The organism is Formosa undariae, from assembly GCF_042427615.1.
GTDB lineage: Bacteria > Bacteroidota > Bacteroidia > Flavobacteriales > Flavobacteriaceae > Formosa > Formosa undariae.
Genome location: NZ_JBHMEZ010000003.1, coordinates 883,702 through 909,614, shown reverse-complemented (window position 1 = coordinate 909,614; position 25,913 = coordinate 883,702). Strand labels below are relative to the sequence as shown.

At 35.1% G+C, this 25,913-nt stretch carries 21 protein-coding genes; 19 read left to right on the top strand and 2 right to left on the bottom strand.

What is annotated here, in order from left to right; all coding sequences use genetic code 11:
* The first annotated feature begins 5 nt into the window (after positions 1-5).
* Positions 6-557 (top strand): serine O-acetyltransferase, encoded by a 552-nt coding sequence (locus tag ACFFVB_RS07085; RefSeq protein ID WP_382382019.1) that lies wholly within the window; start codon positions 6-8, stop codon positions 555-557.
* Positions 554-1,678 (top strand): glycosyltransferase, encoded by a 1,125-nt coding sequence (locus ACFFVB_RS07080; RefSeq protein ID WP_382382018.1) that lies wholly within the window; start codon positions 554-556, stop codon positions 1,676-1,678. The genes ACFFVB_RS07085 and ACFFVB_RS07080 overlap by 4 nt, the downstream gene beginning before the upstream one ends.
* A gap of 777 nt (positions 1,679-2,455) precedes the next feature.
* Here ACFFVB_RS07080 and ACFFVB_RS07075 read toward each other — a convergent pair.
* Positions 2,456-2,752: a GIY-YIG nuclease family protein gene (locus ACFFVB_RS07075; RefSeq protein ID WP_382382017.1), complete on the bottom strand. Its 297-nt coding sequence runs from the start codon at positions 2,750-2,752 to the stop codon at positions 2,456-2,458.
* 306 nt (positions 2,753-3,058) lie between these two features.
* Between ACFFVB_RS07075 and ACFFVB_RS07070 the strand changes: the two genes are divergently transcribed.
* From ACFFVB_RS07070 to ACFFVB_RS07005, 14 genes are all read left to right on the top strand, one after another.
* Positions 3,059-4,141, top strand: coding sequence for a glycosyltransferase (locus ACFFVB_RS07070; protein ID WP_382382016.1), 1,083 nt, complete (start codon positions 3,059-3,061; stop codon positions 4,139-4,141).
* A gap of 4 nt (positions 4,142-4,145) precedes the next feature.
* Entirely contained in the window at positions 4,146-5,531 is a 1,386-nt protein-coding gene (locus tag ACFFVB_RS07065; RefSeq protein ID WP_382382015.1) for an O-antigen ligase family protein, read from the top strand.
* Complete coding sequence (locus tag ACFFVB_RS07060) at positions 5,488-6,501, top strand: glycosyltransferase family 4 protein (protein WP_382382014.1); 1,014 nt, start codon at positions 5,488-5,490, stop codon at positions 6,499-6,501. Before ACFFVB_RS07065 ends, ACFFVB_RS07060 begins: the two co-directional genes overlap by 44 nt.
* Before the next feature lie 159 nt (positions 6,502-6,660).
* Positions 6,661-7,398: an energy transducer TonB gene (locus tag ACFFVB_RS07055; RefSeq protein WP_382382013.1), complete on the top strand. Its 738-nt coding sequence runs from the start codon at positions 6,661-6,663 to the stop codon at positions 7,396-7,398.
* A gap of 251 nt (positions 7,399-7,649) precedes the next feature.
* Entirely contained in the window at positions 7,650-9,035 is a 1,386-nt protein-coding gene (locus ACFFVB_RS07050; protein ID WP_382382012.1) for a sugar transferase, read from the top strand.
* A 1,506-nt stretch (positions 9,036-10,541) separates the two neighbouring features.
* Positions 10,542-11,993: an MBOAT family O-acyltransferase gene (locus ACFFVB_RS07045; protein WP_382382011.1), complete on the top strand. Its 1,452-nt coding sequence runs from the start codon at positions 10,542-10,544 to the stop codon at positions 11,991-11,993.
* Between the two features lie 4 nt (positions 11,994-11,997).
* Complete coding sequence (locus ACFFVB_RS07040) at positions 11,998-12,921, top strand: hypothetical protein (RefSeq protein ID WP_382382010.1); 924 nt, start codon at positions 11,998-12,000, stop codon at positions 12,919-12,921.
* A 225-nt stretch (positions 12,922-13,146) separates the two neighbouring features.
* Positions 13,147-13,383, top strand: a complete 237-nt coding sequence (locus ACFFVB_RS07035) for an acyl carrier protein (RefSeq protein ID WP_382382009.1) — start codon at positions 13,147-13,149, stop codon at positions 13,381-13,383.
* An 11-nt stretch (positions 13,384-13,394) separates the two neighbouring features.
* A complete protein-coding gene (locus ACFFVB_RS07030; RefSeq protein ID WP_382382008.1) occupies positions 13,395-14,849 on the top strand; it encodes a class I adenylate-forming enzyme family protein in 1,455 nt (484 codons plus the stop codon).
* Positions 14,850-14,851: 2 nt separating this feature from the next.
* Positions 14,852-15,988: an iron-containing alcohol dehydrogenase gene (locus ACFFVB_RS07025; protein WP_382382007.1), complete on the top strand. Its 1,137-nt coding sequence runs from the start codon at positions 14,852-14,854 to the stop codon at positions 15,986-15,988.
* Complete coding sequence (locus ACFFVB_RS07020) at positions 15,985-18,474, top strand: LuxE/PaaK family acyltransferase (protein ID WP_382382006.1); 2,490 nt, start codon at positions 15,985-15,987, stop codon at positions 18,472-18,474. The genes ACFFVB_RS07025 and ACFFVB_RS07020 overlap by 4 nt, the downstream gene beginning before the upstream one ends.
* A 154-nt stretch (positions 18,475-18,628) precedes the next feature.
* Positions 18,629-19,699, top strand: coding sequence for a 3-oxoacyl-ACP synthase III family protein (locus tag ACFFVB_RS07015; protein WP_382382005.1), 1,071 nt, complete (start codon positions 18,629-18,631; stop codon positions 19,697-19,699).
* Between the two features lie 4 nt (positions 19,700-19,703).
* The gene (locus ACFFVB_RS07010) at positions 19,704-19,919 is read left to right on the top strand and encodes a phosphopantetheine-binding protein (RefSeq protein WP_382382004.1); all 216 of its coding nucleotides are present in this window, start codon (positions 19,704-19,706) and stop codon (positions 19,917-19,919) included.
* 63 nt (positions 19,920-19,982) lie between these two features.
* Entirely contained in the window at positions 19,983-20,645 is a 663-nt protein-coding gene (locus ACFFVB_RS07005) for an LbetaH domain-containing protein (protein ID WP_382382003.1), read from the top strand.
* A gap of 22 nt (positions 20,646-20,667) precedes the next feature.
* Here the strand turns inward: ACFFVB_RS07005 and ACFFVB_RS07000 are convergent, their stop codons facing one another.
* Positions 20,668-21,312 carry a sugar transferase gene (locus ACFFVB_RS07000; RefSeq protein WP_382382002.1) on the bottom strand — a complete coding sequence of 215 codons (645 nt, stop codon included), beginning with the start codon at positions 21,310-21,312 and terminating at the stop codon, positions 20,668-20,670.
* A 775-nt stretch (positions 21,313-22,087) separates the two neighbouring features.
* Here ACFFVB_RS07000 and ACFFVB_RS06995 point away from each other — a divergent pair.
* The 3 genes from ACFFVB_RS06995 to ACFFVB_RS06985 are packed head-to-tail and all read left to right on the top strand — an operon-like array spanning position 22,088 to position 25,912.
* Positions 22,088-23,209 (top strand): DegT/DnrJ/EryC1/StrS family aminotransferase, encoded by a 1,122-nt coding sequence (locus tag ACFFVB_RS06995; RefSeq protein ID WP_382382001.1) that lies wholly within the window; start codon positions 22,088-22,090, stop codon positions 23,207-23,209.
* On the top strand, positions 23,202-25,112 hold the full coding sequence (locus ACFFVB_RS06990) for a polysaccharide biosynthesis protein (protein ID WP_382382000.1): 1,911 nt from the start codon (positions 23,202-23,204) through the stop codon (positions 25,110-25,112). The genes ACFFVB_RS06995 and ACFFVB_RS06990 overlap by 8 nt, the downstream gene beginning before the upstream one ends.
* Positions 25,113-25,117: 5 nt before the next feature.
* Positions 25,118-25,912 carry a polysaccharide biosynthesis/export family protein gene (locus tag ACFFVB_RS06985; RefSeq protein WP_382381999.1) on the top strand — a complete coding sequence of 265 codons (795 nt, stop codon included), beginning with the start codon at positions 25,118-25,120 and terminating at the stop codon, positions 25,910-25,912.
* The last annotated feature ends 1 nt before the right edge of the window (position 25,913 follow it).

The window sequence follows — 25,913 nt, the reverse complement described above, 5'->3', positions numbered from 1 at the left end:
GTGTCATGTTAAATAATTTTAAAACAGATTTAAAAAAATATAAAACATATAGTGGTAAAAATGCACTTGTATTATGTTTAACGCAACAAGGACTTTGGGCCTTGTTTGTGTATAGAATTTCGCATGCGATATACTCTAGTAAAATCCCAAAGCTTATTAAACGATTGTTATTATTGTTTTGTGTGATTGCTCAAAAATTCATTGAAATAATAACTGGGATATCTATTCCATATTCTGCACAAATTGGGAAAAGCTTTTACATAGGTCATTTTGGTGGTATTATTATTAATGCGAACGCCATTATTGGTGATAATTGTAATATTTCTCAGGGCGTCACTATAGGCGTTAGTGGTGTGTTAGAATACCGGGGCGTACCCATTATAGGTGATCATGTTTATATTGGTGCTAATGCTGTTGTTGCTGGTCATATTTTTGTAGGTAACAATTCTGTAATAGGAGCAAATTCTTTGGTGACCAAAAATGTAGAATCTCATACCACAGTTTCTGGTGTTCCGGCAATTGAAATTAGTAAAAATTCCTCTGATTTGTATATATGAAAAATAAAACTAAAAAATTATTAATAGTATCTCTAGCACCAACAATCTTAAAAGAAGGTAAGTTTTATTCGTATGCGCCTTATGTAAATGAAATGGATTTATGGTTTAAGTATACGGAAGAACAACGTATTATCGCTCCCTTTTCTTACCCGTCAGATGTACTATTAAAAGCATTTTCAACATCTAATATAGAGCGTTATTATATTCCGTTTTTTGCATTTAATACACTTTCTAATATAATATTAAGTGTCTTTAAAATGCCACTCGTTCTTTTTCAAATGTTTCGGGCCATGTTTTGGGCAGATCATATCCATTTACGCTGTCCTGCGAATGTGAGTTTAGTTGCCTGTTTTGTTCAGGTGTTTTTTCCTTCAAAACAAAAATCAACTAAATATGCCGGAAATTGGGATCCTAATAGTAATCAGCCTATTGGATATCGCTTGCAACAAGCTATTCTTAGGAATACATTTTTAACCCGTAATATGAAAGTGTTGGTGTATGGCGAATGGCCGGGTGAAACTAAAAATATACATCCGTTTATTTCCGCAACTTATACTGATGCCGAAAAAGTGCCTTTTAGTCCGAAAGATTACACGGCACCGTTGGTATTTGTATTTGCCGGGATGTTAGTTCCAGGAAAACGACCGTTATTAACCATACAGTTTATCGAACAATTAAATGTACGTGGTATTCCTGCGCGCTTGGAATTGTTTGGAGATGGGCCTTTAAGAGGAGAATTAGAAGCTTATATTACAGCACAACAATTGGAGTATTGTATCACGTTGCATGGGAATCAAGATAAATCTGTGGTTCGATTGGCTTTGTTAATAGCTCATTTTAATATTTTATTATCTAAAAGTGAAGGTTGGCCAAAAGCCGTTGCTGAAGGAATGTTTTACGGGTGTATTCCTGTGACTACTTCTGTATCCTGCGTGGCATGGATGGTTGGTGAAGGTAACCGTGGTATTATTGTGGAACCTGAACTTGAAGCCGCGGTGTCTCATTTTATAAGCGTATTTAACTCTTCAGACCTGGATGTTATGGCTCATAAGGCCTTGGATTGGTCACAACAGTATACTTTTGATCGGTTGGAATTGGATATTGCTGGGGTTTTGGGGTAGTGGTTTGGTGGAATAGTGGGGTAGTCGTGTAATGGTTTCGTTGTTTACCTCGTCATTGCGAACGCAGTGAAGCAATCTCATGAATAGGAGTTTCAATTCAACAGGTTACTTCAGTCGTGCCTCCTTCGTAATGACGTTTGGAATCGTCGTTGCGTTGTTTACCTCGTCATTGCGAACGCAGTGAAGCAATCTCATGATAGGAGTTCCGATGTAACAGATTACTTCGTCGTGCCTTCTCGTAATGACGTGTGGGGTCGTTATTGCATATTTTTAAACGTCATTGCGAGCGAAATGCAATGAAGTGAAGCAATCTCATGATTGGAGTTCCAATTCAACAGGTTACTTCGTCGTGCCTTCTCGTAATGACGTGTGGGGTCGTTATTGCATATTTTTAAACGTCATTGCGAACGAAATGCAATGAAGTGTGGCAATCTCATAATTCAAGTTCTAATTCAACAGATTACTTCGTCGTGCCTTCTCGTAATGACGTTTTGATTCGTCGTTGCGTTGTTTACCTCGTCATTGCGAACGCAGTGAAGCAATCTCATGATTGGAGTTCCAATTCAACAGGTTACTTCGTCGTGCCTCCTCGTAATGACGTTTTGATTCGTCGTTGCGTTGTTTACTTCGTCATTGCGTATTTTGTACGTCATTGCGAACGCAGTGAAGCAATCTCATGAACAGAAGTTCCAATTCAACAGATTACTTCGTCGTGCCTCCTTCGTAATGACGTGTGGATTACTTCGTCGTTCCTTCTCGTAATGACGTTTTGAATCCTCATACATCAAAAAGCCACCCTTCTGATAAATCTGTCCAGTCTGGATTTAATGTCGTAATTAAAGTGATTTTTCGCTTTCTGTTCCCCGCTTTAATTTGTTTTTCTCTTGAGATAGCCAATTTGATATCCTGAAAAGTTTCATAATAGACTAATTTATCACAATTGTATTTACTAGTAAAGCCTTTATAGGTCTTTGATTTATGTTGGAACACACGTCTTTTTAAATCAGATGTTACCCCTACGTAAATTACGGTGTTGTTTTTATTGGTCATAAAATAGACGTATGACGTTTTCATACTTGAATATAATGAATTTTTTTGAAGGTCATTGCGTTGTTTACTTCGTTGTTTTGTTGTTTACCTCGTCATTGCGTTGTTACCTCGTCATTGCGAACGCAGTGAAGCAATCTCATGAATAGGAGTTCCTATGTAACAGATTACTTCGTCGTGCCTCCTCGTAATGACGTATGGATTACTTCGTCGTGCCTCCTTCGTAATGACGTGTGGATTGCTTTGTCGTGTCTCCTCGTAATGACGTTTTGTTTCGTCTTCATATATCCAAATATTTTAGTAATTTCGGTCTCTGTTAAAAAACACACATATTTGAAGGTTTTACAACTTATAGATACATTAGAGGCTGGAGGTGCAGAGCGTATGGCTGTGACCTTGGCCAACGCCTTGGTGCTTGAAGTTGAGCGCTCTTATTTATGTGCGACACGTGGGGAAGGACTCTTAAAAGCAAGTATAGATCCCGATGTGGGCTATCTGTTTTTAAAACGGACTAAAACTTTCGATTTGTCTGCTGTAAAGCGGTTGGTTTCGTTTGTGAAACGGGAAGAGATTACTATAATTCATGCCCATGCGTCTTCTTTTTTTATTGCGACTTTAGTGAAAATGAAGTGTCCTAAGGTTAAGTTAATTTGGCATGACCATAATGGAAACAGAAAAAATATAAGAGGAATTAATACTGTAGTTTTAAAATTATGTTCGATTTTATTTTCTAGCGTGTTATGTGTTAATACTGAAATAGAAAATTGGTTGGATAATAATATAGTAACTAAACAAATAAATGTTATTCCAAATTTCCCTAATAAGACTAACAGTTCTGAAATAACAGTATTAAAAGGAGTGGAGGGAAAAAGAATAATATGTTTAGCTAATCTAAGGTATCCTAAAAATCATTCTTTATTATTGGAAGCATTCAAAATGATAGCGTTTGAATATCCAGAATGGACTTTACATTTTGTCGGTAATATTTATAATGATAGATATAGTAAAGATATAATCGAATATTTAATTGCAAATAATATAAACGAAAAAGTGTTTTTATATGGGGCTAGGCCCGATATTACTCAAATATTAGAGCATGTAGATATAGGTGTTCTAGCTTCAGAGTACGAAGGTTTGCCTTTGGCTTTATTAGAATATGGTTTGGCAAGTTTAGCGGTTATATCGACAGATGTGGGAGATTGTCCTAAAGTGATAATAAATAAAAGTATGGGTGTATTAATCCCTTCAGGAGATCGACAGGCCCTAAGTGATGCATTAAAATATTTTATAATAAATAAAAAGGAAAGAGACGTTTCAGGAGAAAATCTTAAGAATCATGTAAATCAATATTTTTCAAAAAGAAATGCCTTAAATCAAATCTTAATAATATATAAACAGCTAGTTAGAACGACCTAATACATTGAAATTAACAAGAGAAAAACGCTATCGATTTACCAATGATTTGTATGTTGCCCTTGTGGTTATGCATCTTTTTATTGGTGCAGGGGTGTACTTTATTCCTAAGTTTTCGAATCTATATTTTACAATAACGGCCCTGTTTTTTATAGGGAAAGTGATTTTTGTACCTAACTCTGCTAAAACCATGTGGGTGCTGTTTGGCTGTGCGTATATAGCAGCAGCCGAATCCTTTTTTAGAATGACAGGAGGTGGTTTGTTTTACGAGTTTTCTAAGTACTATATTATTTTACTCGTACTTATGGGAATGTTTTTTAATGGCGTCTCTGGTAAAGGCTATCCTTACTTTTTTTATCTTATATTATTATTGCCTTCGGTATTAGTTGCATCCATGACTTTGGGGTACGATTTAAATTTTAGAACCTCTATAGCCTTTGTGCTTAGTGGCCCTGTGTGCTTGGGGGCATCTGCTTTATTTTGTTATGATAAACGTTTAACCCAAGAGCAATTACTCCAAGTCTTAGCCTGCATGAGCTTTCCTATAATAGCGATGATGTTGTATTTGTTTTTATACAATCCTAGTATTAAGGATGTTCTAAAAGGTACGGGGTCTAATTTTGCAGCCTCTGGTGGCTATGGCCCTAATCAGGTGGCTTCTTTATTAGGGTTAGGGATGGTCGCGCTTACCGTACGTTTCTTTTTAAAATCGCCGTCCTTCTTTTTAAAAGTATTTAATTTAATATTACTCGCTTTAGTTTCCTTTAGAGCTTTAGTGACTTTTAGTCGAGGTGGTGTGATAACAGCTATTATAATGTTGATGGGATTTCTAGTGGTGTTTTATGCGCATTCACGATTTAAACAACGGCAACAAATTATTGGAGCTTTAGCTTTATTGTTTGTTGGGGTCATGATTACGTGGTCTATAGCTGCAACTCAGACGGAAGGCATGATAGAAAATCGTTATACCAATAAAAATGCTGGAGGTGAAAAAAAAGAAGATATCTCGACTGGACGTGTCAGTTTATTTGTTCGGGAATTTCAAGGCTTTTTAGATCATCCGTTTTTAGGGGTCGGTGCCAATGGGATGAAACAAGTGCGTTTGGAAGAAGAGGGGAAAATTATAGCCTCGCATAATGAGGTGAGTCGTTTGTTTTCTGAACATGGTATTTTTGGAGTTCTTATTTTATGTATTTTAATTTTTAAACCCTTAGTGTACCGAACAACACACAAAGGCAATCTCTTGTTTTATTCTTTTTTGATTTTTTGGTTTGCTACCATTAACCACTCGGCGATGCGTATTGCAGCACCAGGTTTTATTTATGGTTTATCATTATTAAACATCGTACATGAAAAAAAACGTCCTATACTTAGGAAACAACTTAAGCAGTAGTAAAACCAATGTGTCTTATATGAAGGGCTTATCGGCTGCTTTGGAACGTACAGGTTTTAAGGTACTGTGTAAGTCTGCCTATTTACATAAAGTGCGTCGTCTTTTTGATATGATTCAGGCTACGATACGCTTTGGATCCCGTATGGATTATGCTTTAATAGACACCTATAGCACTCAGAACTTTTATTATGCGGTCGTGGTGAGTCAAGTTTGTCGCTTGATGCACTTACCTTATGTCCCCATTTTACATGGAGGGAATTTGCCAAGGCGCTTAGAGGCATCTCCTAAACTGAGTACCGCCTTATTTAAATCGGCTAAAGTATTGGTCTCCCCATCGCAGTATTTAGAATCGGTTTTTAAAACGTATGGTTATACCCATGTGGTCTATATTCCTAATAGTCTTCAAATAGCGCAATATTCGTTTAAAGAGAGACCCATTGATACCATTAAATTACTTTGGGTGCGTTCTTTTTCTACCATTTATAATCCCAAACTTGCGGTTGATATTTTAAAACAACTTTTGGACGCTGGGCAACACGCTGAACTGTGCATGGTAGGCCCTGATACCGATGGGTCTATGGACGTAGTGAAAGCCTATGCCAAGACGCTTGGTGTGCCAATAACCTTAACCGGAAAGCTGACTAAACCCGAATGGACGCATCTTGCCAAAGATTATAATGTATTTATAAATACGACCAATTTCGATAATATGCCTGTTAGCGTTATTGAAGCCATGGCTTTGGGGTTACCTATCGTGTCTACAAACGTAGGAGGGATGCCTTTTTTAATAGATAATGGTGTAGATGGTGTTCTCGTATCTCCCAATGATTGTGAGGCCTTTGTAGAGGCTATTTTGAAAGTTGCCCAGGATACTGAAGGTACCAAGTTGATGGTTTCTAATGCACGAAAAAAAGTTGAAAAATTCGATTGGGAGGTTGTGAAATTGCAGTGGATGGACATACTGTCTTAATTGTTTTGGCGTTGAAATGGTGTTGTTTTTAATTCTTGATTATTAGTGTTTTAAGTTTGTTTTTGTGGTTTGAAATATGACTGTTGTCATAGTTTTTTTTGAGTATATTTTTTACCTTAATAGGAGTTAAATTAAAGGTTAACTATAAAATATATCGTCATGAAAGCTAAAAAAAATCCAAAACTAGACATTGGGAGAAATAGCAGTATATATTTTGCTATTGGGTTAAACATTATGTTATTCTTTTCTTGGAAGGCCCTAGAATTTAGAAGCTTTGAAACAGCATCGAATGACATAGAACTTCTTGATTTGGCTCCTGATTTTCAAGAAGACATTCCTATAACTACAATTAATATTCCTTTGCCACCGCCGCCACCTGTTGTGGTTTCTGAATCGATACAAGTTGTGGAATCTTTTGAAGAGATTGAAGAGACTGTTATAGAAAGTACAGAGTCTTCTCAAGAAGATCGTATTGCACCTGCAGAGGCTGTTATTGCGGTTGAAGATGTTTTAGTAGAAGAGGTTGAAGAAGTTGCAGAAGTACCATTTGCCGTTATAGAAAATATACCTGTATTTCCAGGTTGTGAAGGCTTATCTAAAGCCGCTTCTTTAGCTTGTTTTCAGACGAAAATGAATGCACATATTAAAACACACTTTCGATATCCAGAAGAAGCTTTAAATTTAGAAATAGAAGGACGTGTATCTGTCTTGTTTATTATTGATGAAAACGGGTACATTGTAGGCATACGTTCTAGAGGTCCGGATAAAATATTAGAAGGAGAAGCAGAGCGTATTATTGGTCTATTGCCTAGAATGAAACCAGGCATGCAACGCGGTAAACCTGTAAAAGTAACTTATGCCGTGCCTATCTTCTTTAAATACAAAGTGGCCTTATAGCGCTATTTTAATATGGATTAATCTATAACATACGCTCTAACATAAGCTAGAGCGTATGTTTTTTTGTATAGAACCTATGAGGTTCATGCGGCATTTAAATTCTATGTTTTGTATTCTTAATAGAGATCATAACTACATCCATACTTATTAACATTTGGCCTAAACTTTCAACATTATATCGATTGATGATGGCTTAAGTGGGGGTTTTAAGTGGTATTGCTATATATTTACACCGAAATCCCTAAACAACCATGTCCAAAAACCAAATCTCATTCAATATTTCTGAACGGAAGATCTTATTGCGCGTTGTTGATATCGGTTTTGTTTTAGCCGTTTTATTTGCTTTAAGTACCTATTTTCATTTTGATTACTTTACAATTTCTAATGAAAACTGGTCTTGGGTTGTTGTCTTAGTTTTATACATTAGTCTTTTTGGCACCGTTTTCGAGATTTACGATTTGCAAAAATCGAGTACGTTTCAGTCCACCTTGCCCAATGTTTTTATGACGGCTATGGTTGTGGTTGCTTTTTATTTGTTAACGCCTTTATTTACACCATTTCTTCCTGATAAAAGGATACAAATATTCTTCTTCTTTTTAGGTATTCTTGGAGGATTATTGGTTTGGCGTGCCATATACATTACCTTAATTTCGAGTCCGCGTTTTTATAAAAATGTACTGTTAATTGGGGAGCCTACGCATATAGATGAAATTGTGTCGTCTTTTAGAGATGTAGATCCGAATTATAAAATAGTAGGATTTATTAACTGCGAACCTGATAATACCGTGTTGCCAAAACTTGTAAAGGCTTACAAAGCTGCGGATTTAAAAAACATTATAGAAGAAAATAATGTGACAGAAGTTATAGTCGCAACCTATAACTCTGAGCTGATTACGACCGATTTATACCAAGATTTAATGGATCTCCTGCATCAAGGATTTGCGATAAAGGAATATGCTCAGGCTTTCGAAGAGATGACCTATCGTATTCCTGTGCATTATTTGGGGAAAGATTTTTATAGGTATTTTCCGTTTAACAGAAATAACCAGAATAAGTTGTACTTGTTTCAGCGTTGGATTTTAGATATGGTTTTTGCGTTTATAGGGTGTTTTACAGGTGTTTTGGTTTTGCCATTTGTGCTTTTAGGCAATCTTATAGGTAATCGTGGTCCGTTATTCTATAGTCAGCAACGTGTGGGCGAACATGGTAAATTGTTTTCTATTATAAAATTTAGAACGATGGTTGTCGATGCTGAAAAGCATGGTGCAGTTTGGGCCTCTAAAAATGATGCTAGAGTCACGACGTTTGGAAGATTTTTAAGGCGTTCGCGTTTGGATGAAATACCACAGTGTTTAAATATTTTGAAAGGCGATATGAGTCTTATTGGCCCAAGGCCAGAACGACCTAAGTTTGTGAAAGAATTGGCGGCCGTGATTCCCTTTTATGAAGCGCGACATATGATTAAACCCGGCATTACGGGATGGGCACAGGTAAAAGTGCGTTATGGCGATTCGGTTGAAGATAGCCTCATGAAACTGCAATACGACCTGTTTTATATTAAACGCCGTAGTTTCTTTCTCGATTTAAATGTGATCGTAAAAACTATTAGTACCGTTATATTCTTCAGAGGGCAGTAGTTTGCTCTTAAGTATGATTTATGTTTTAGTGCTCGACTTTGCTTGAATGCTCTGGAAGGAAAGTATTTATTTATCGGTCTTCGAGCGGAGTCGAGAAGCATACTTATTCTATTGAAATTCTAAAGTTTAATAGTTGTGGTTTATGTTTTATTGAGGTGTGATTGGGGTATTCAAAATATGTTTTAGTTCTCGACAAACTTCGTTTGCTAGCTTCGTCAGAATCTTACTATTCTTTCTCACTAATGCTCGAACATCCTGAAAGAACGTTTTCATTTATCGGTCTTCGAGCGGAGTCGAGAAGCATACTTATTCTATTGAAATTCTAAAGTTTAATAGTTGTGGTTGATGTTTTATTGAGGTGTGATTGGTGTAGTCAAAATATGTTTTAGTTCTCGACAAACTTCGTTTGCTAGCTTCGTTAGAATCTTACTATTCTTTCTCACTAATGCTCGAACACCTTGAGAAGTATGTTTTTATTTAGCGGTCTTCGAGCGGAGTCGAGAAGCATACTTATTCTATTGGAATTCTAAAGTTTAATAGTTGTGGTTGATGTTTTATTGAGGTGTGATTGGGGTAGTCAAAATATGTTTTAGTTCTCGACAAACTTCGTTTGCTAGCTTCGTCAGAATCTTACTATTCTTTCTCACTAACGCTCGAACACCATGAAAGAACGTTTAGTTCTCGACAAACTTCGTTTGCTAGTTTCGTCAGAATCCTACTATTCTTTCTCACTAATGCTCGAACATCCTGAAAGAACGTTTTCATTTACCGGTCTTCGAGCGAAGTCGAGAAGCATACTTATTCTATTGGAATTCTAAAGTTTAATAGTTGTGGTTGATGTTTTATTGAGGTGTGATTGGGGTAGTCAAAATATGTTTTAGTTCTCGACTCCGCTCGAACACCATGAAAGAACGTTTAGTTCTCGACAAACTTCGTTTGCTAGCTTCGTCAGAATCTTACTATTCTTTCTCACTAATGCTCGAACACCATGAAAGAACGTTTAGTTCTCGACAAACTTCGTTTGCTAGCTTCGTCAGAATCCTACTATTCTTTCTCACTAATGCTCGAACATCCTGAAAGAACGTTTTTATTTAGCGGTCTTCAGGCATAGTCCTACCCTTATCGATTTACATTAATCTCAGGGTTCTTTAAAAGGCCTTCTTTTCTGTTTCTCCGTTATGGGAAAGCTAAACCACATTCTGACTTAGAATACACCTTAAATGCAACCTATTTGCGGGCAGTGTTTCAAGGTAACATGGGCAACCTTCCTTCGCATGGCTTTAATAAGCGTATTTATGAATTAGGGTCGCATATTATGCAACTAATTGATATGATTTACGTTGCGAATCTAAAAAATACCTGCAGATTAAAGAGTTTAATTACAATTCAAAGAAAATATTTGAATTCTACGATAAGTTAAGACATATTTATATAGGCATCCTTAAAAATACATAAGCGTGTGCCGACAAACAACCACCACCAACTAACTATTAAAACCGAACCATTTTGATCTTTAATTCTTTGACGTATTTCGTTTTTTTGGGTATCGTATTCACGCTGTATTGGTTTGTGTTTAAAAGACACACAAAAGCTCAAAATATACTTTTATTAATTGCCAGTTATACGTTTTATGGTTGGTGGGATTGGCGGTTTCTTTCGTTAATTTTATTAAGTACAACTGTCGATTATTTTATTGCTTTACACATAGATTCTTCATCCGATGTAAAGAAAAGGAAATTATGGTTGTGGTTAAGTGTCGGGTTTAATTTAAGCCTTTTAGGCTTCTTTAAATACTATAATTTCTTTACAGACTCCTGGATAGATATGTTTACTATGTTTGGCTATGAAATGAAAAACTCCTGGACGTTAAGAGTTATTCTGCCAGTAGGTATTTCGTTCTATACGTTTCAAACCATGTCGTATTCATTTGATGTGTATTATAAAAAGTTGAAACCTACCAGAGATTATTTGTCCTTTGCTGCTTTTGTTAGTTTTTTTCCGCAATTGGTGGCTGGTCCTATTGAAAGAGCCTCTAATTTACTTTCACAAATATTAGAACCTCGGGTTTTTAATAAAAACCAAATGGTTGCTGGTTTAAAACTTATTCTATGGGGCTTATTCAAGAAAATTGCCATTGCCGATTCTCTGAGTCCGATAGTAGACGATATTTTTGTTAATTATTCTAATTACCCTGCTTCTACGCTGATTCTGGGAGTCACATTATTCAGCTTTCAAGTGTATGGTGATTTTAGTGGGTATTCTGATATTGCGATTGGAACTGCGAAATTATTTGGAATTGAATTGATGTCTAATTTCAAATTTCCGCAATTTGCGAGGAATGTGGCCGAGTATTGGCAACGTTGGCACATTTCCCTGTCTACGTGGTTTAGGCATTATTTATACATTCCTTTAGGAGGTTCGAGAGGAGGTAAACTGAGGTCGGTACGGAATATTACTATCATCTTTTTAGTAAGCGGACTTTGGCATGGTGCAAACTGGACTTTTGTGTTTTGGGGTGCCTTTCATGCCCTTGCATTTATACCCGTTTATCTTATGGGGAGAAATGCGATATATAAAGATAATGTCGTAGCTCAAAATACGATGCTACCAACATTCACCGAGATCGGACAAATGGTATTAACCTTTGCTATAGTAACGTTCTCACGTATTTTCTTTAGATCTGAAACCATAACAGACTCCTTTCATTTTATAGGGCGTATTTTTTCAAATTTTAGCTATCAGCCGTATGTGCATCCCTTAGGTTATAGAATGATGGATTTCTACGTGCTTGTTATCCTATTTGTGCTTTATGAATACTGTATCCGTAAAACGGAAAGAGACCCGTTTAATTTTAAATCTAAATATGTTAGATACACCATATACGCTGTTGTAATTGTGACCATGTTGCTGTATTACGACGATTCTGTAAATCAATCTTTTATCTATTTCCAATTTTAAAACCATGAAACACATTAAAAACATACTTACTTTTTTGGTTATATTTTTAATAATTGGTGAAGTATTAGTGCGATTAAAACAAGCTGTTAACGATATCCCGCAACGGCAAATAGATCAGTATGGCATTCAGAAATACATTCCTAACCAGAAGGGGTTTTGGAGAGGCGGAACACATGCCTGGCATGTAAATGAGCTGGGATGGCCTGGCGTTTTACCTAAAGATTTTAATAACCTAATTACGATAATAGGAGATTCTTTTATTGAAAATTTTATGAATCCTGAAAACTGTCACCAATCGGAATATTTAAAACAAAACTTAGAGCGCTTTAATTTTTTAGAAGCAGGCAGATCCGGGGTGTCTTTTATTGAATCTATGGAGATCTCTAAGCAATTGATTAAATACAAGCCGATAACTCATTTAATATATGTAAAAGATAATGACTTCTATGAGAGTTTGGTTGAGGTTGCACCGGAAGATGATATTACACAATACAGCCTGAAAAATGATGCTCTGGTATTTGGGAAAATGAAATCTCCAGGTCTAAAGAAATTATTATATAACTGGAAATTTATGTACTATTTATATAATAAAAAATATATAGTTACTACTCTATTTAAAACAGAAAAGGCAACTGTTCTTGAGGAAAGGGGTGGAGATGACGCTGAAAACATCGCTTTAGTATCTGATCTGTTAGATCGTGTAAAATTAAATTATAACGTAAGTAAAATCACGCTTGTATTTCACCCAAACTCCAATACCAATATTATTGAAAAATGTAAAGCGATCGGTTTTCATACTATCGTTCTAAACTCGGATAATGATGAGCGTTGGTCTTTTAAAAATGATAATCATTGGACCTGTTACGGACATGAACGGGCGGCCTTACAGATTTCGAAAGCCTTATTACCCATTATTTCGAATAATTAGAATTTAAAGGCAGATGGATGTGCCAAAATAACACCTTAAAACATAGTAAGGTTTTTATTTTTAGCAATTCTTTATTTATCGGTAGTTTATTATCGATGTTTTAAGCTTTTTAACAAAAATATTAGTAATATGACATTTTGAGATTTAAATTGAATTAACTTAGTTTGAGACAAATACAATCCAGATCGAGACGCAAACTAAATAAATTAAATCAATATTTTAAATATGAATACAGCAGATAAGGTTAAAGAAATTATAGCCGACGCCATTGAAATAGAGGTTTCGAAAATAGAAGAAGATACGGCAATAGGCGATTTTCCTAAGTGGGATTCTATGGGGCAGATTATTATAATTTCGGCATTAGAAAAGGAGTTTGATATTAAATTTGATCCTGAAGTTATTATGGATTTAGAAGATGTTGGAGATATGATTGATGCTGTTGAAGAACGTGTAGATCTTTAATCTCTTTGACTATGACGCGATTTGTTTCACTTGAAGAAAAAATATATAATTGGGCCTTAAAAACACCCGATAAAACGGCATTAATTCATAATAAAAATACCGTTTCTTATAATCTGCTTTGGGAACATATCTGTCATACTAAATCTTTTTTAGAAGCACAATTCGCTTTAAAGAAAAACGATTCTGTGTTGTTAGCGGCTAATAAAAATGTGCATTTTATTTACGCCTATTTTGCGATACATCTTATAGGAGCCAAAGTGCTTCCTCTAGATGAACAAATACAGACGGAACACCTTAAATTTATTACAGATCGCATCTCGCCTAAGCTCATTTTAGGGCTTGAGCTTGATCATGAACCGCGCTGTTATGGTTTCGAAATATTTAATGATGTAACAGTCGAGCATGTGGATTCTGCTATAAACTTTCCGGATCGTGATGCTGTTGCAGATATACTATTTACTACGGGAACAACAGGTATTCCTAAAGGTGTGATGCTATCTCATGGTAATATTGCATCGAGTGCAAAACACATAAATACGTTTATTAAAAATAATGAACAGGATGTGGAGCTATTAGCCTTACCTATAAGTCATTCTTTTGGCTTAGGCCGTATTAAATGTACGCTGTCTTCGGGAGGAACGCTTGTGTTATTGGGGAGTATGGTGAATATAAAACGGCTGTTTAGAACATTTGAAGACCATAAGATTTCAGGGTTTGGAATGGTGCCTGCCAGTTGGCAATACCTAAAAAAAATGAGTGGCACTCGGTTAGCCGATTTCGCGAAACAATTACATTATATAGAATTAGGAAGTGCGCCTATGTCCTTAAGCGATAAGTTGGAGCTAATGAAACTTTTTCCGACCACCAGAATTTGTATGCATTATGGATTAACGGAAGCTTCCAGATCGACCTTTATAGAGTTTCATTCGGATGCGACGTACTTAGAAACCATAGGCATTGCAAGTCCGAATGTGGACATTATAATAGCAGATGAGTTTGGCCATACACAAGCAGATGGGGTTGAAGGAGAAATTTGTATTAAGGGTGATCACGTTACTATAGGCTATATCAATCAACCGAAAGCAGCGTTTTTCTTTAATGATTATTTTAGAACAGGAGATATTGGACACCGCGATCAGCAAGGTTATATTACTTTAAAAGGGCGTTTTAAAGAAATTATAAATGTAGGCGGTAAAAAACTGTCGCCTGTAGAAGTCGAATCTAAAATAGAAGAATTCGATCCTTTATTAGAATCTGCTTGCATCGGAGTTGCCGATCCTGAAGGCATTTTGGGGGAAATTGTAAAAGTGTGTATCGTAAAAAATAATTCTAGAAATGATTTTAATGACATTAATATGTACTTAAAAACAAAACTAGATGCGTATAAAGTGCCTGTAATATATGAGTGGATAGCAGAAATTCCGAAGACTAAATCTGGTAAAATTCAACGACAAAAATTAAAATAATTATGTGGGAACCACAAGGAATGTATTCCAAGTTTTTATTAAGACAGCCAACTATTTTATTTGGTCCTAATGCAATTATGGGATTAAAAACCTATGCGTGCTCTAGAGTTGTTGTTATACATGGATCTAGTTTAAGCGACGCCTACAAACAAAAAGTAACTCAAGCATTTTCTGCTTTTGCCATTACATTTATTCTTAAAACGTGGGACGGGGAACCTACTTTAGAGACTTTAAATCCCACTGTGGCGAAAGTGGAAGCTTTTAGCCCCGATTTAATAGTTGCTATTGGAGGAGGTAGTGTTATAGACGGTGCCAAAATGGTAAGAACGTATTTCGAATTCCCTTTTTTTGATGTGAATGAAACCAGTTTTTCGATGTTAAATTGGAAAACAACTTTTGTTGCTGTGCCTACTACCATTGGTAGTGGTGCAGAAATATCGTCTGCCTCGGTTATGTATAACGAAACACTTAAAACCAAAGAATTTGTTGTAAGTCACCAGTTTATTCCTGAAATAATTGTTTTAGAAGCTTCCTTAATAAAGGATGCTCCAAAAAAAATATTACTATCCTCGATGGTCGATGCTTTATCTCATGCCATTGAAGGTTATTTGTCTTTAATTGATAATATGTTGGTGGACTGTTATGCAGAAAAAGCCATTCAAATGATATCCAAATACTTCCAAGTTGTGGCGGTGGGCATTCAGCAAGACCAATTAAATAAACTGCAATTGGCATCGCTATTTGCAGGTTTAGTACAGAACCATTGTATTGTTGGTGCTACCCACGCATTGGCACATCAGATGTCGGCGTATGGATTGTCCCATTCTAGCGCCATAGCTATTTTTTTACCCGCTGTGATAAAGAAAAACATTCAAGATTCTAAAGTAGAAGCACGGTTTAACCAATTGGCACAGCATTCTGGGTATCAAAACGGGGAGGAGTTATTAACGTTTGTAGAGCATTTTATAGAAACCTTCGACCTCTCTAAAGAGCGTCTTATTTTAAAAGAAAATAAAGATCACATACTTTCTAACGATGCTTTTTTTGAGAATGCATTAAGTGATAAAGGAGGACAAGGTAATCCTGTACGTATGAACAAGGATTTTTTAGTAGATATCTTTAAAACCGCTACAGCATGAGAAAAGCTACGATAACAAAAACAGATGAACTAATTAGTTTAAACCCGTACACATTAGATGCAGATGAAAAGGATCCGTTATTTTTTGAAGCCTTATTAGAAGAATTAAAATTTCATTTCGATAATAACGCGCAATACAAGAATTTTTGTCTGAATAAAGGCTTTAATCCCTACGGGTTTCAAGGTGAGTTAAGTGAAATCCCACCTATTTCAGTCAGTGTTTTTAAAGATTTAGGTGCGCATTTAAAATCCATACCAGATAGCGATGTTAAACTCGCATTGCAATCTTCGGCAACTTCAGGAGTTCCCAGTACTGTAGTTTTAGATAAGATTACTGCAAAACGACAATCTAAGGTTATGATTAAGGTTATTAAGGACTTTATAGGGGCCGAGCGTACATCTTTTATTGTTGTTGATGTGATTCCGAAGCCTGAAAATATAAAATTTTTGGGTGCACGATATGCCGCTATTGGAGGCTATTTAAATTTTGCGAACCAAGTGCATTATGCTCTAGAGATGCAAGCCGACGAAAGCGTAGCCATAGACATTGAGAAAACAAACGCATTTATAGGGCAATTAGATCCTGATATCCCGATTGTAGTCTTTGGGTTCACGTATATGCTATACGCCCAAGTTGTAAAACCGTTATTAGACAAAGGGATTGCTTTTAGTCTGCCCAAAGGATCTAAAATTATTCATATTGGAGGATGGAAAAAGTTAGAACACGAAAAGATAAGTAAGATTCAGTTTAATCAATCTATGGCCACATTGTTTTCCGTAAAGGCAGAGCATGTTATAGATATTTATGGATTTACGGAACAAATGGGATTAAACTACCCTGATTGTGAATGTGGTTGGAAACATACGCCACTATATTCTAACCTTATTGTTCGGGATCCGGTAACGCGAGAACGGATGCCGGATGGCGAAGAAGGTGTTTTAGAGTTTTTATCGCCTATACCACATTCTTATCCTGGAAATGTTGTTTTAACAGACGATGTAGGCGTTATAAACCCAGAACCTTGTCCGCAAGGTAGACACGGCACTAGATTTAAAATTTTAGGACGTTTAAAGAAGGCTGAAATTAGAGGATGTGGAGATATTCTTGGCAGCAAATTAAAGTTTTCTGTTGCCGATGAAGCTACGCATTCAGTAGAAAAATCTAAATTAGAAATTCATTACTGGAACGGAAAACAAATTGATCGTTCTCAGTCATCGGAACTTCAACTAAAAGAAATTATTTCCGAATTAAACAGTAAAAAGGAATGGCTTAGCATGCAGCCAATTGATGCTTTAATAGGATTAATTGGTGAAGCTTCAAAACTATGGATGCAAGGTGAGGGCGATTTATTATCCCTAAAAGAGAAGGGTTTAGGCTTTTTGGCTAATTGGGCTAAACCCATACATCTTAACCGAATAGCAACCATTGGCCTTAGAGGTAATCGACAATATATTGATGGATTTTTGCCCTTAAATTCGTCTAGAAAACAATTCTTAAAAGCGAATCAGCGCGGTTTAGTGTGCCATTGGTTGGCAGGAAATGTTCAAGTTTTAGGCATGTTTGCGCTATTACAATCGATACTGACTAAAAATGTAAATCTTTTAAAAATTTCTTCGAAAGATGAAGGTGTTTTTGCTCATTTATTAAAGTGTTTTGAAGGTTTAAGTTTTACTACTAGAGGGAATTATACCATTACTGGAGATGATTTGCTACAGACCATTGCAGTTGTGTATTTTTCTCATACAGACAAAAACATGGGTGAGTTCATGTCTAAATCGGCACACGTGAGAATTGCATGGGGCGGAAAAGAAGCTGTAGAAACAGTAGCGAAATATCCTTCTCTGTTTGAAACAGAAGATATTATATTCGGACCAAAAATTTCTTTTTCGGCAATATCTAGAGACGTTTTACTAACGGAAAGAAAAGCACGAAAATTAGCACGGAAAGTGGCTGTAGATTCGAGTGTATTCGATCAAACAGGTTGTGCTTCTCCACATAATCTATATATAGAAACCGGTGGCAGCGTTTCTCCTGAAGAATTTTGTGCCTTACTAGCAGATGGCTTTAAGAAAACAAGTCTGCAAATTCCAAAAGGAGAAGTCTCTGTAGAGCAAATATCGGCTATACATTCTGTAAGGGGATTGTACGATTTTAAAGGCCAAGTGTGGAGTAGCGAAGACACGACATGGACGGTTGTTTTTTCTGAAGACAAGAATTTAAACGCTCCGATTTATTCTAGAGTAATTATGGTGCATCCTGTAGCGCATATCGAAGATACTTTAGAACATATAGACGATACGATACAAACTATTGGATTAGCCGCTAGCGGCGAAAAAGCATTGCATTTCGCCGAAAAAGCTGTTGGAAAAGGTGTAATGCGTTGTCCTGAATTGGGTAGAATGTTAAATTTTGAATCGCCTTGGGATGGCATATTTTTAATGGATAGAATGGTACGATGGAGCACCTTTGGAGGACCACTGATTTGATTTTCTATATTGAAGGTCATGAATTTAAATCCGGAATAACAATTCAACCAATTTTTAATTACTTTAAACTATAAAAATCAGCTTATTACGTAAAATATTTTATATTAATATGCACATTAGATAGTACGATACTAACAAACAAACTAACCACCGCATGAATTTAAAATATCATAATAAAAAGATTACAGGAATACTTACTGTGTTGCCTGAAAATGAAGTAAAATTTGAAGATGAAATAGATAATTATGCATTTTCAAAAGGGCAGTCCATGAAACTTAAGTTAATCATGGGATATAATAAAAGGCGCATAGTTTCTGAAGGGACTACGATCTCTGACTTATGTGTTTTTGGCTTAAATTATTTGTTTGAAAACAACCTTTTAGATAAAAAAGATATAGATGGCATCGTACTTGTCTCTCAATCGCACGACTATATTATTCCTTCTACAAGTCATGTTATTCATGGTAAATTAGACTTAAAACAAGATGTTGTTTGCTTAGATACTAGTCTAGCATGTTCAGGATATCCTATTGGTTTAATGCAAGCTTTTATGTTGTTAGAGCAAGAGGAGATTAATAAAGTTGTTGTTCTTAATGCTGATACATTTAGTAAGAAAGTGTCTAAACACGATCGGGGAAGCCGACCGATACAAGGCGATGGTGCCGCGATAACTATAGTAGAGAAAGATTCGAATACATCAACTATTTACGGATCGATAAAAACAGAAGGAAAGGGTGTTGAATCCTTATATATACCTGCAGGAGGTTTTAAATTACCCTCTAATCCTGAAACTGCAAAATTAGAAGAAGATAGTAGTGGGAATTCTAGAGCGCTGGATCATTTGGTTATGAAAGGTGACGATGTGTTCAATTTCGTTCAGACCGAAGTGCCTGTAATGGTTGATAATTTATTAGACAAAGCAAAAATTTCTAAAGATGACGTAGACTATTTTATGTTTCACCAGCCGAATAAATTTATGCTGAAAAAACTAGCTGATAAAATGAACGTTTCCTATGAGAAATTACCGAACAACATTGTAGAAAATTTTGGAAATGCTAACAGTGTTACCATTCCGACCAATATTACGTACAATTTGGGGAAAACATTAGAAACGGAATCTTTTAAATTATGTTTAGGTGGTTTTGGAGCTGGGCTAAGTTGGTCTTCACTTTTAATGGATGTTGGGAATTTAAACTTTTGTAAAATAATAGATTATAAAAATTAAACTTATGGAAAACTATTTAGAATCAATCGCAGACCTTTTAGAAGTAGAATCAGTAGAGCTTACAGATAGTTTAGAGTCTTTTGACGTTTGGGACTCTTTAACCATTTTGTCTATTATCGCATATTGCGATTCCGATTTTGATGTACAATTTTCGTCAGATGAAATTGAAGGCGCAGATACCGTGCAGGGATTAAAAGATCTTATTCAAAGTAGAATGTAGATTTTGAAACCGTACAGAAGACTTGACTACAACTATCGATTTAAAATATAATAAAAATAAGCTATGAGAAATGTAATTATTTTAGGTACAGGGGGATGTGCTTCGGAGGTGACTTTTTTAATAGAAGACATTAATTCTCAATTAGAAAAAGAAGAACAAATTAATATTCGAGGCTATATTGATTATGCAGACCATTTAGAAGATAATTATAATAAATACACCTTCGAGGCACCTGTATTGTGTGATATAGACGACTATATTCCTAAAGCAGACGAGGAGGTTTTAATTGCTGTAATGAGCTTGAAGTTTAAAGCCCAAATGATTGAAGCACTAAAGGCTAAAAAGGCTAATATTGGGAGTCTGATCCATCACAGTGTTGTTATGCCAAAAGACTTAGATATAGGCGAAGGTAATATTGTATTTCCATTTTGTATTTTAGAAAAATACAGCAAACTGGGGAGCTATAATCTTTTAATGGCTTATAGTTTTATTAGTCATGATTGTGTTGTTGGGGACTGCAACTTTTTATCTGTAGCAGGTATTGCAGGTGCGGCGAAAGTTGGAAATTATAATTATTTTGCCTTACGCTCTATGGTATTACCTGGTGTAGAAATTGGTAATAATAATGTGATTCAGGCTGGAATGATTGTCGATAGAAGTATACAAGATGATACGACTATTTTCTATAGATTTAAAGAAAAGGTTATGGCTATTCCAAAAGTGTAAAGGCTAAATGTATACTATTATACTATGACTGTAATTTGTCCTGATTCGTTAATTTTTTATTGCGTTTTTCCTCCCTATCTGCACCTAAATCTAATACATCAGGACTTAATTCTATATCAGACACGCTAATCACTTTTCCAACAGTTTTTAATAAGATTTTTATATCTAATAGGAAACTTATATTTTTTACGTATTCTACATCTATAGCTAATTTGTCGTCCCAGCTTATAGAGTTTCTTCCTGAAACCTGTGCCAGTCCTGTGATTCCAGGACGAACCGTATGTCTTAACTTCTCTTCATTTGTGTAATATGGTAAATATCTTACGAGTAAAGGTCGTGGCCCAATTAAGCTCATATCTCCTTTAATTACATTTAATAATTGTGGAATTTCGTCTAAAGAGGTTTTTCTAATAAATGTACCTAAAGCCGTTACGCGTTCGGAATCTGGTAAAAGTTTACCGTGCGCATCCTTTTTATCGGACATGGATTTAAACTTCATAATTTTAAAAACTTTTTCGTTTTTTCCCGGTCTTCTTTGAAAAAAGAAAGGCTGACCATTGGTTACCAGTAAAATTAAAGTGACCAATAAAAATATTGGAAATAAGAGTATAAAACCTATTAAAGCAGCTGTAAAATCGATAATCCTTTTAAATACTGTGTTGTACATATATAATATTAGTTTAGCATTTTTAACAAAAAACGTCTAGTTGTAAATGATGCTTTGTTTTATAAAGATTTTTAAATTTTGAGTAAGATGATAATAAATAAGGTTAAAACAAACATTCTTTTCGCGTAATAACTGACTATTAAACTGAAACGTTCGGGAACATTCAAATTTAATAATTTTTACATATTTATGTTTGAATGCACTATAATAAAAAAATAAATAAATGTGTGTATATCAGTTAATTGTGGTTTGCAGATACATTTGGTTTAAAGATCTTAAATTTATCTTATTTTAAGTATTAGTTTCATATTGGTATGCCAATATGAAACTGACGAAAACTATACTGACCCACGATTTCGTCAATTCAGGCTATTTTAAAGACGGAACAATTCGATTTTTTTTATTTATAGTGCTGACTAATAGTCTTAAATACATGGAAAATTAATTTGACACGAATGTCTGAAAAAGCAACCAATTATACTATTCCTTACTATCGTTTAAAAATTATATTTACTTTATAATTTTAAGGTTAAAAGTTATGATATTCTAAACATTTTTAGAAATAATTAATCCTATAACTTTAATTCAGTAATTAACGTAAATATCTGCTATTCATCGTTTTTATTGAATTATTCTTAATAAATTTACTGATATTTAAATAACATATTAATATTACAAGGTAATAATAAATAATTTGCTTTAGGTTTTGTTTTTATGTGACAATCTTCAACATAGACATAAAATTTGTTTTTATTTTTTTGTAACAATTTTACTTATGAATTCAAAAATATGGTTATCATCACCACATATGAGTGGACACGAAATTGGTTTTATTAATGAAGCCTTTTCTACCAATTGGATCGCTCCTTTAGGTCCTAATGTTGTTGGTTTTGAAGATGACTTAAAAAGCTATCTAAATCAAAATAAAGAAGTCGCAGCCGTAAGTGCGGGTACAGCGGCTTTGCATTTAGCTTTAATTTTATTAAAAATAGGAGCTGGAGATGAGGTGATCTGTCAGTCTAAAACATTTTCTGCTTCAGCAAATCCAATTGTTTATCAAGGTGCAACACCCGTTTTTGTAGATAGTGAACGAGACACTTGGAATATGTGTCCTATTCTTCTAGAAACGGCCATTAAAGACCGGATGAGTAAAGGAAAAAAACCAAAAGCCATCATTGCTGTTCATTTATACGGTATGCCGTATAAAGTAGCAGAAATTCAAGCGATTTCAAAAACATACAATATTCCTATAGTAGAAGATAGTGCAGAATCTTTGGGAAGCACTTATAACAATCAGAAATGTGGAACGTTTGGCGATTATGCTATACTTTCATTTAACGGTAATAAAATTATTACAACATCGGGTGGAGGTGCTCTGGTCTGCGCATCAAAAGAAAATAGGGATAAAGCTGTGTTTCTAGCGACTCAAGCTAAAGATAACGCCGTAGCATATGTACATTCCCAGATCGGATACAACTACAGAATGTCGAATATTGTTGCTGGAATTGGACGTGGACAAATGATGATTTTAGAAGATCATGTTCAGAAAAGACGTGCAAATTTTCAGTTTTATAAGGACCAATTACAACATATTGATGGCATACAATTTTTAGAAGAACCTGAAGGTTTTTACTCTAATCGTTGGCTTACTTGTATGTTGTTAAAAGATAATACAACTCAAGAAGGTTTAAGAATGCACTTGGAAGAAGATAATATAGAATCGCGGCCTTTATGGAAACCCATGCATCAGCAACCCGTGTTTAAAGATGCTCCTAAGTATTTAAATGGTGTTTCTGATGATTTATTTGATCGCGGTTTGTGTTTGCCAAGTGGATCTAATTTAACTGAAGAAGACCTAAATAGAATCGTTTCATTAATTATCAATTATTTTGGATAAAATAAATAATTTACTAAACAAACTCGCGGATAGATATGCCTCAAAATGGCTTGTATTATCTTTCGATTTATGTTTGATTACGGTTACCTTTTTTCTGGCGTATGTGATTAGATATAATTTTGAAATATCTTTTGATATCGTCACGTTTTTAAAGCAAGTGCCTTTTGTTCTACTTGCTGCAACGTTTAGTTTTATCGTGGTTAATTCGCACAGAGGCGTTGTGAGATTCACGGGAGTAAGAGACGTGATTAATATTGTTGTTGGTATAAATATTCTAGCCACAATTTTAATAATTTCTACGTATTTAAGTAGAAACTACGAGTTTGATACTGTCTTTAATATACCGGGATCGATTATATATATCCACTTATTACTGAATATATTTTTTCTTATAGGAGTAAAGTTTTTGATTCGTTCCATATATCAAAGTATAAAATCGGAACAATTAATATATAGAAAACGAAAGCATAAGATTTTGTTGTATGGTGCTGGTATTTCTGGAATTGTAGCGCATGATGCGATAACTAACGATTCGAAAAGTAATATTGAAGTCGTTGGGTACATAGACGATAATCCTGAAAAAATCGGAAAGAAAATAAACCGATTAGAGGTTTACAGTCTGCAGAATATTACCACCGAATTTATTAAGGAACATAATTTAGATGAGATTATTATCTCAATTCAAAGTATAAGTTCTGAACGTCTTTTAGAAATTACTAAAGATTTTCTTTCAAAATCTATAAAGGTTAAAATAGTACCACCGGTGCAACAATGGATTGATGGGGATTTACAGGTAAGTCAAATTAAAGATGTAAACATCGTAGATTTATTAGGAAGAGCCCCTATTAATATTGTGAATCCCATTTTGATAGACGAGTACAAGGATAAAGTGATTCTAGTGTCTGGTGCTGCGGGATCTATAGGAAGTGAAATTGCCAGGAAATTATCGCATTTTAACTATAAGAAATTAGTCTTAGTAGATATTGCAGAGTCCCCGTTATACGAGCTCCAACAAGAGTTTATTCAAAATGAAGTTGATAATTTTGAAGTCATTATCGCAGACGTGCGGACGGTGATTAGAATGGATCAATTATTCGCAAAATATAAACCGGATTTCGTGTTTCATGCGGCAGCCTATAAGCATGTGCCTCTTATGGAAAACAACCCCTACGAAGCAGTGAGTGTGAATGTTGGTGGGACTATGAATATTTCTAATTTATCTGTTAAATATGGCGTTACTAAGTTCGTCATGATTTCTACAGATAAAGCGGTTAACCCAACTAATGTTATGGGAGCGACTAAGCGTATTGCCGAATTATATATTAGTTGTTTGCATAAAAAAGGTGTTACAAAATTTATAACCACAAGGTTTGGTAATGTATTGGGATCTAATGGATCTGTGATTCCATTGTTTAAAAAACAAATTGAAAAAGGAGGGCCGTTAACGGTAACCCACAAAGATATTACGCGATTTTTTATGACGATTCCCGAAGCTTGTTCTTTGGTTCTGGAAGCAGCGGCTATGGGAAGTGGCGGTGAGATTTATGTTTTCGATATGGGGACTTCTGTTAAAATATTCGATTTAGCGTTAAACATGATTACGCTGTCTGGGCTAAGCTATCCAAAGGATATCGATATAAAAATAACAGGACTGCGACCCGGAGAAAAAATTTACGAAGAATTATTAGCCAATGGAGAAAACACCAAGCCAACCTATCATGAAAAAATAATGATAGCTAAAGCTAGGAAAATTGATGTCGATACCATTTTAAATCAAATTTTAATTTTAAAAGAGAATAATGCCAATTGTAAAACCTTAGAAACCGTTTCGATAATAAAAAGCATCGTACCAGAGTATATTTCAAACAATTCCCAGTTTGAAGTTTTAGATGCTAAACACTAACTACTATGAGATATTTTAACCAAAACCGACTTAAATTTTTAATTTTAATTTGTTCATTAGCTCTAGCGTCTTGCGGTGGCTCTCGAGAGAGTATAGTCTATTTTCAAGATGAAATGGCTAATGGAAGTTCAAAAATTGCCGATTTCGAACTTAAGTTTAAGCCAGACGATCTTTTAACTATTGATGTTTCTGGACTAGATCCGGAAGCGGCTAAACCCTTTAATTTGCCAGCAGTATCTTATAATGCGACTTCGGTAATTAGTGCTCAGGGAAATTTAAAAATGCAAACGTATCTTATTGATAAAGATGGGCAAATTGAATTTCCTGTTTTAGGGACTTTAAAATTAGGAGGTTTATCTAGAAGTGATGCTAATCGGTTTTTGAAAGAAAAACTGAGTGAATATCTAAAAGATCCTATCGTAAATATTCGATTGGCGAATTTTACGGTAACGGTTATTGGGGAAGTTAAAAACCCCGGGACATATACGGTGCAAGACGAAAAAATTTCGTTAACAGAGGCTCTAGGATTGGCAGGGGATTTGACGATCTACGGTAAACGCGATAATGTATTCTTGATACGAGAAGTAGATGGTGAAAATAGATATCATAAATTCGATTTAACATCTATAAATGTTATGAATTCCGCGTATTTCTACCTGACTCAAAACGATGTGATTTATGTCGAGCCAAATAAATCTAAAGTAAGATCTTCTAGATACAACCAGAACAATGTAGTGTTAATTTCAGCGATTGCAACATTAGCAACCATAACAGCATTAATTATTAATAATAGTAATTAAT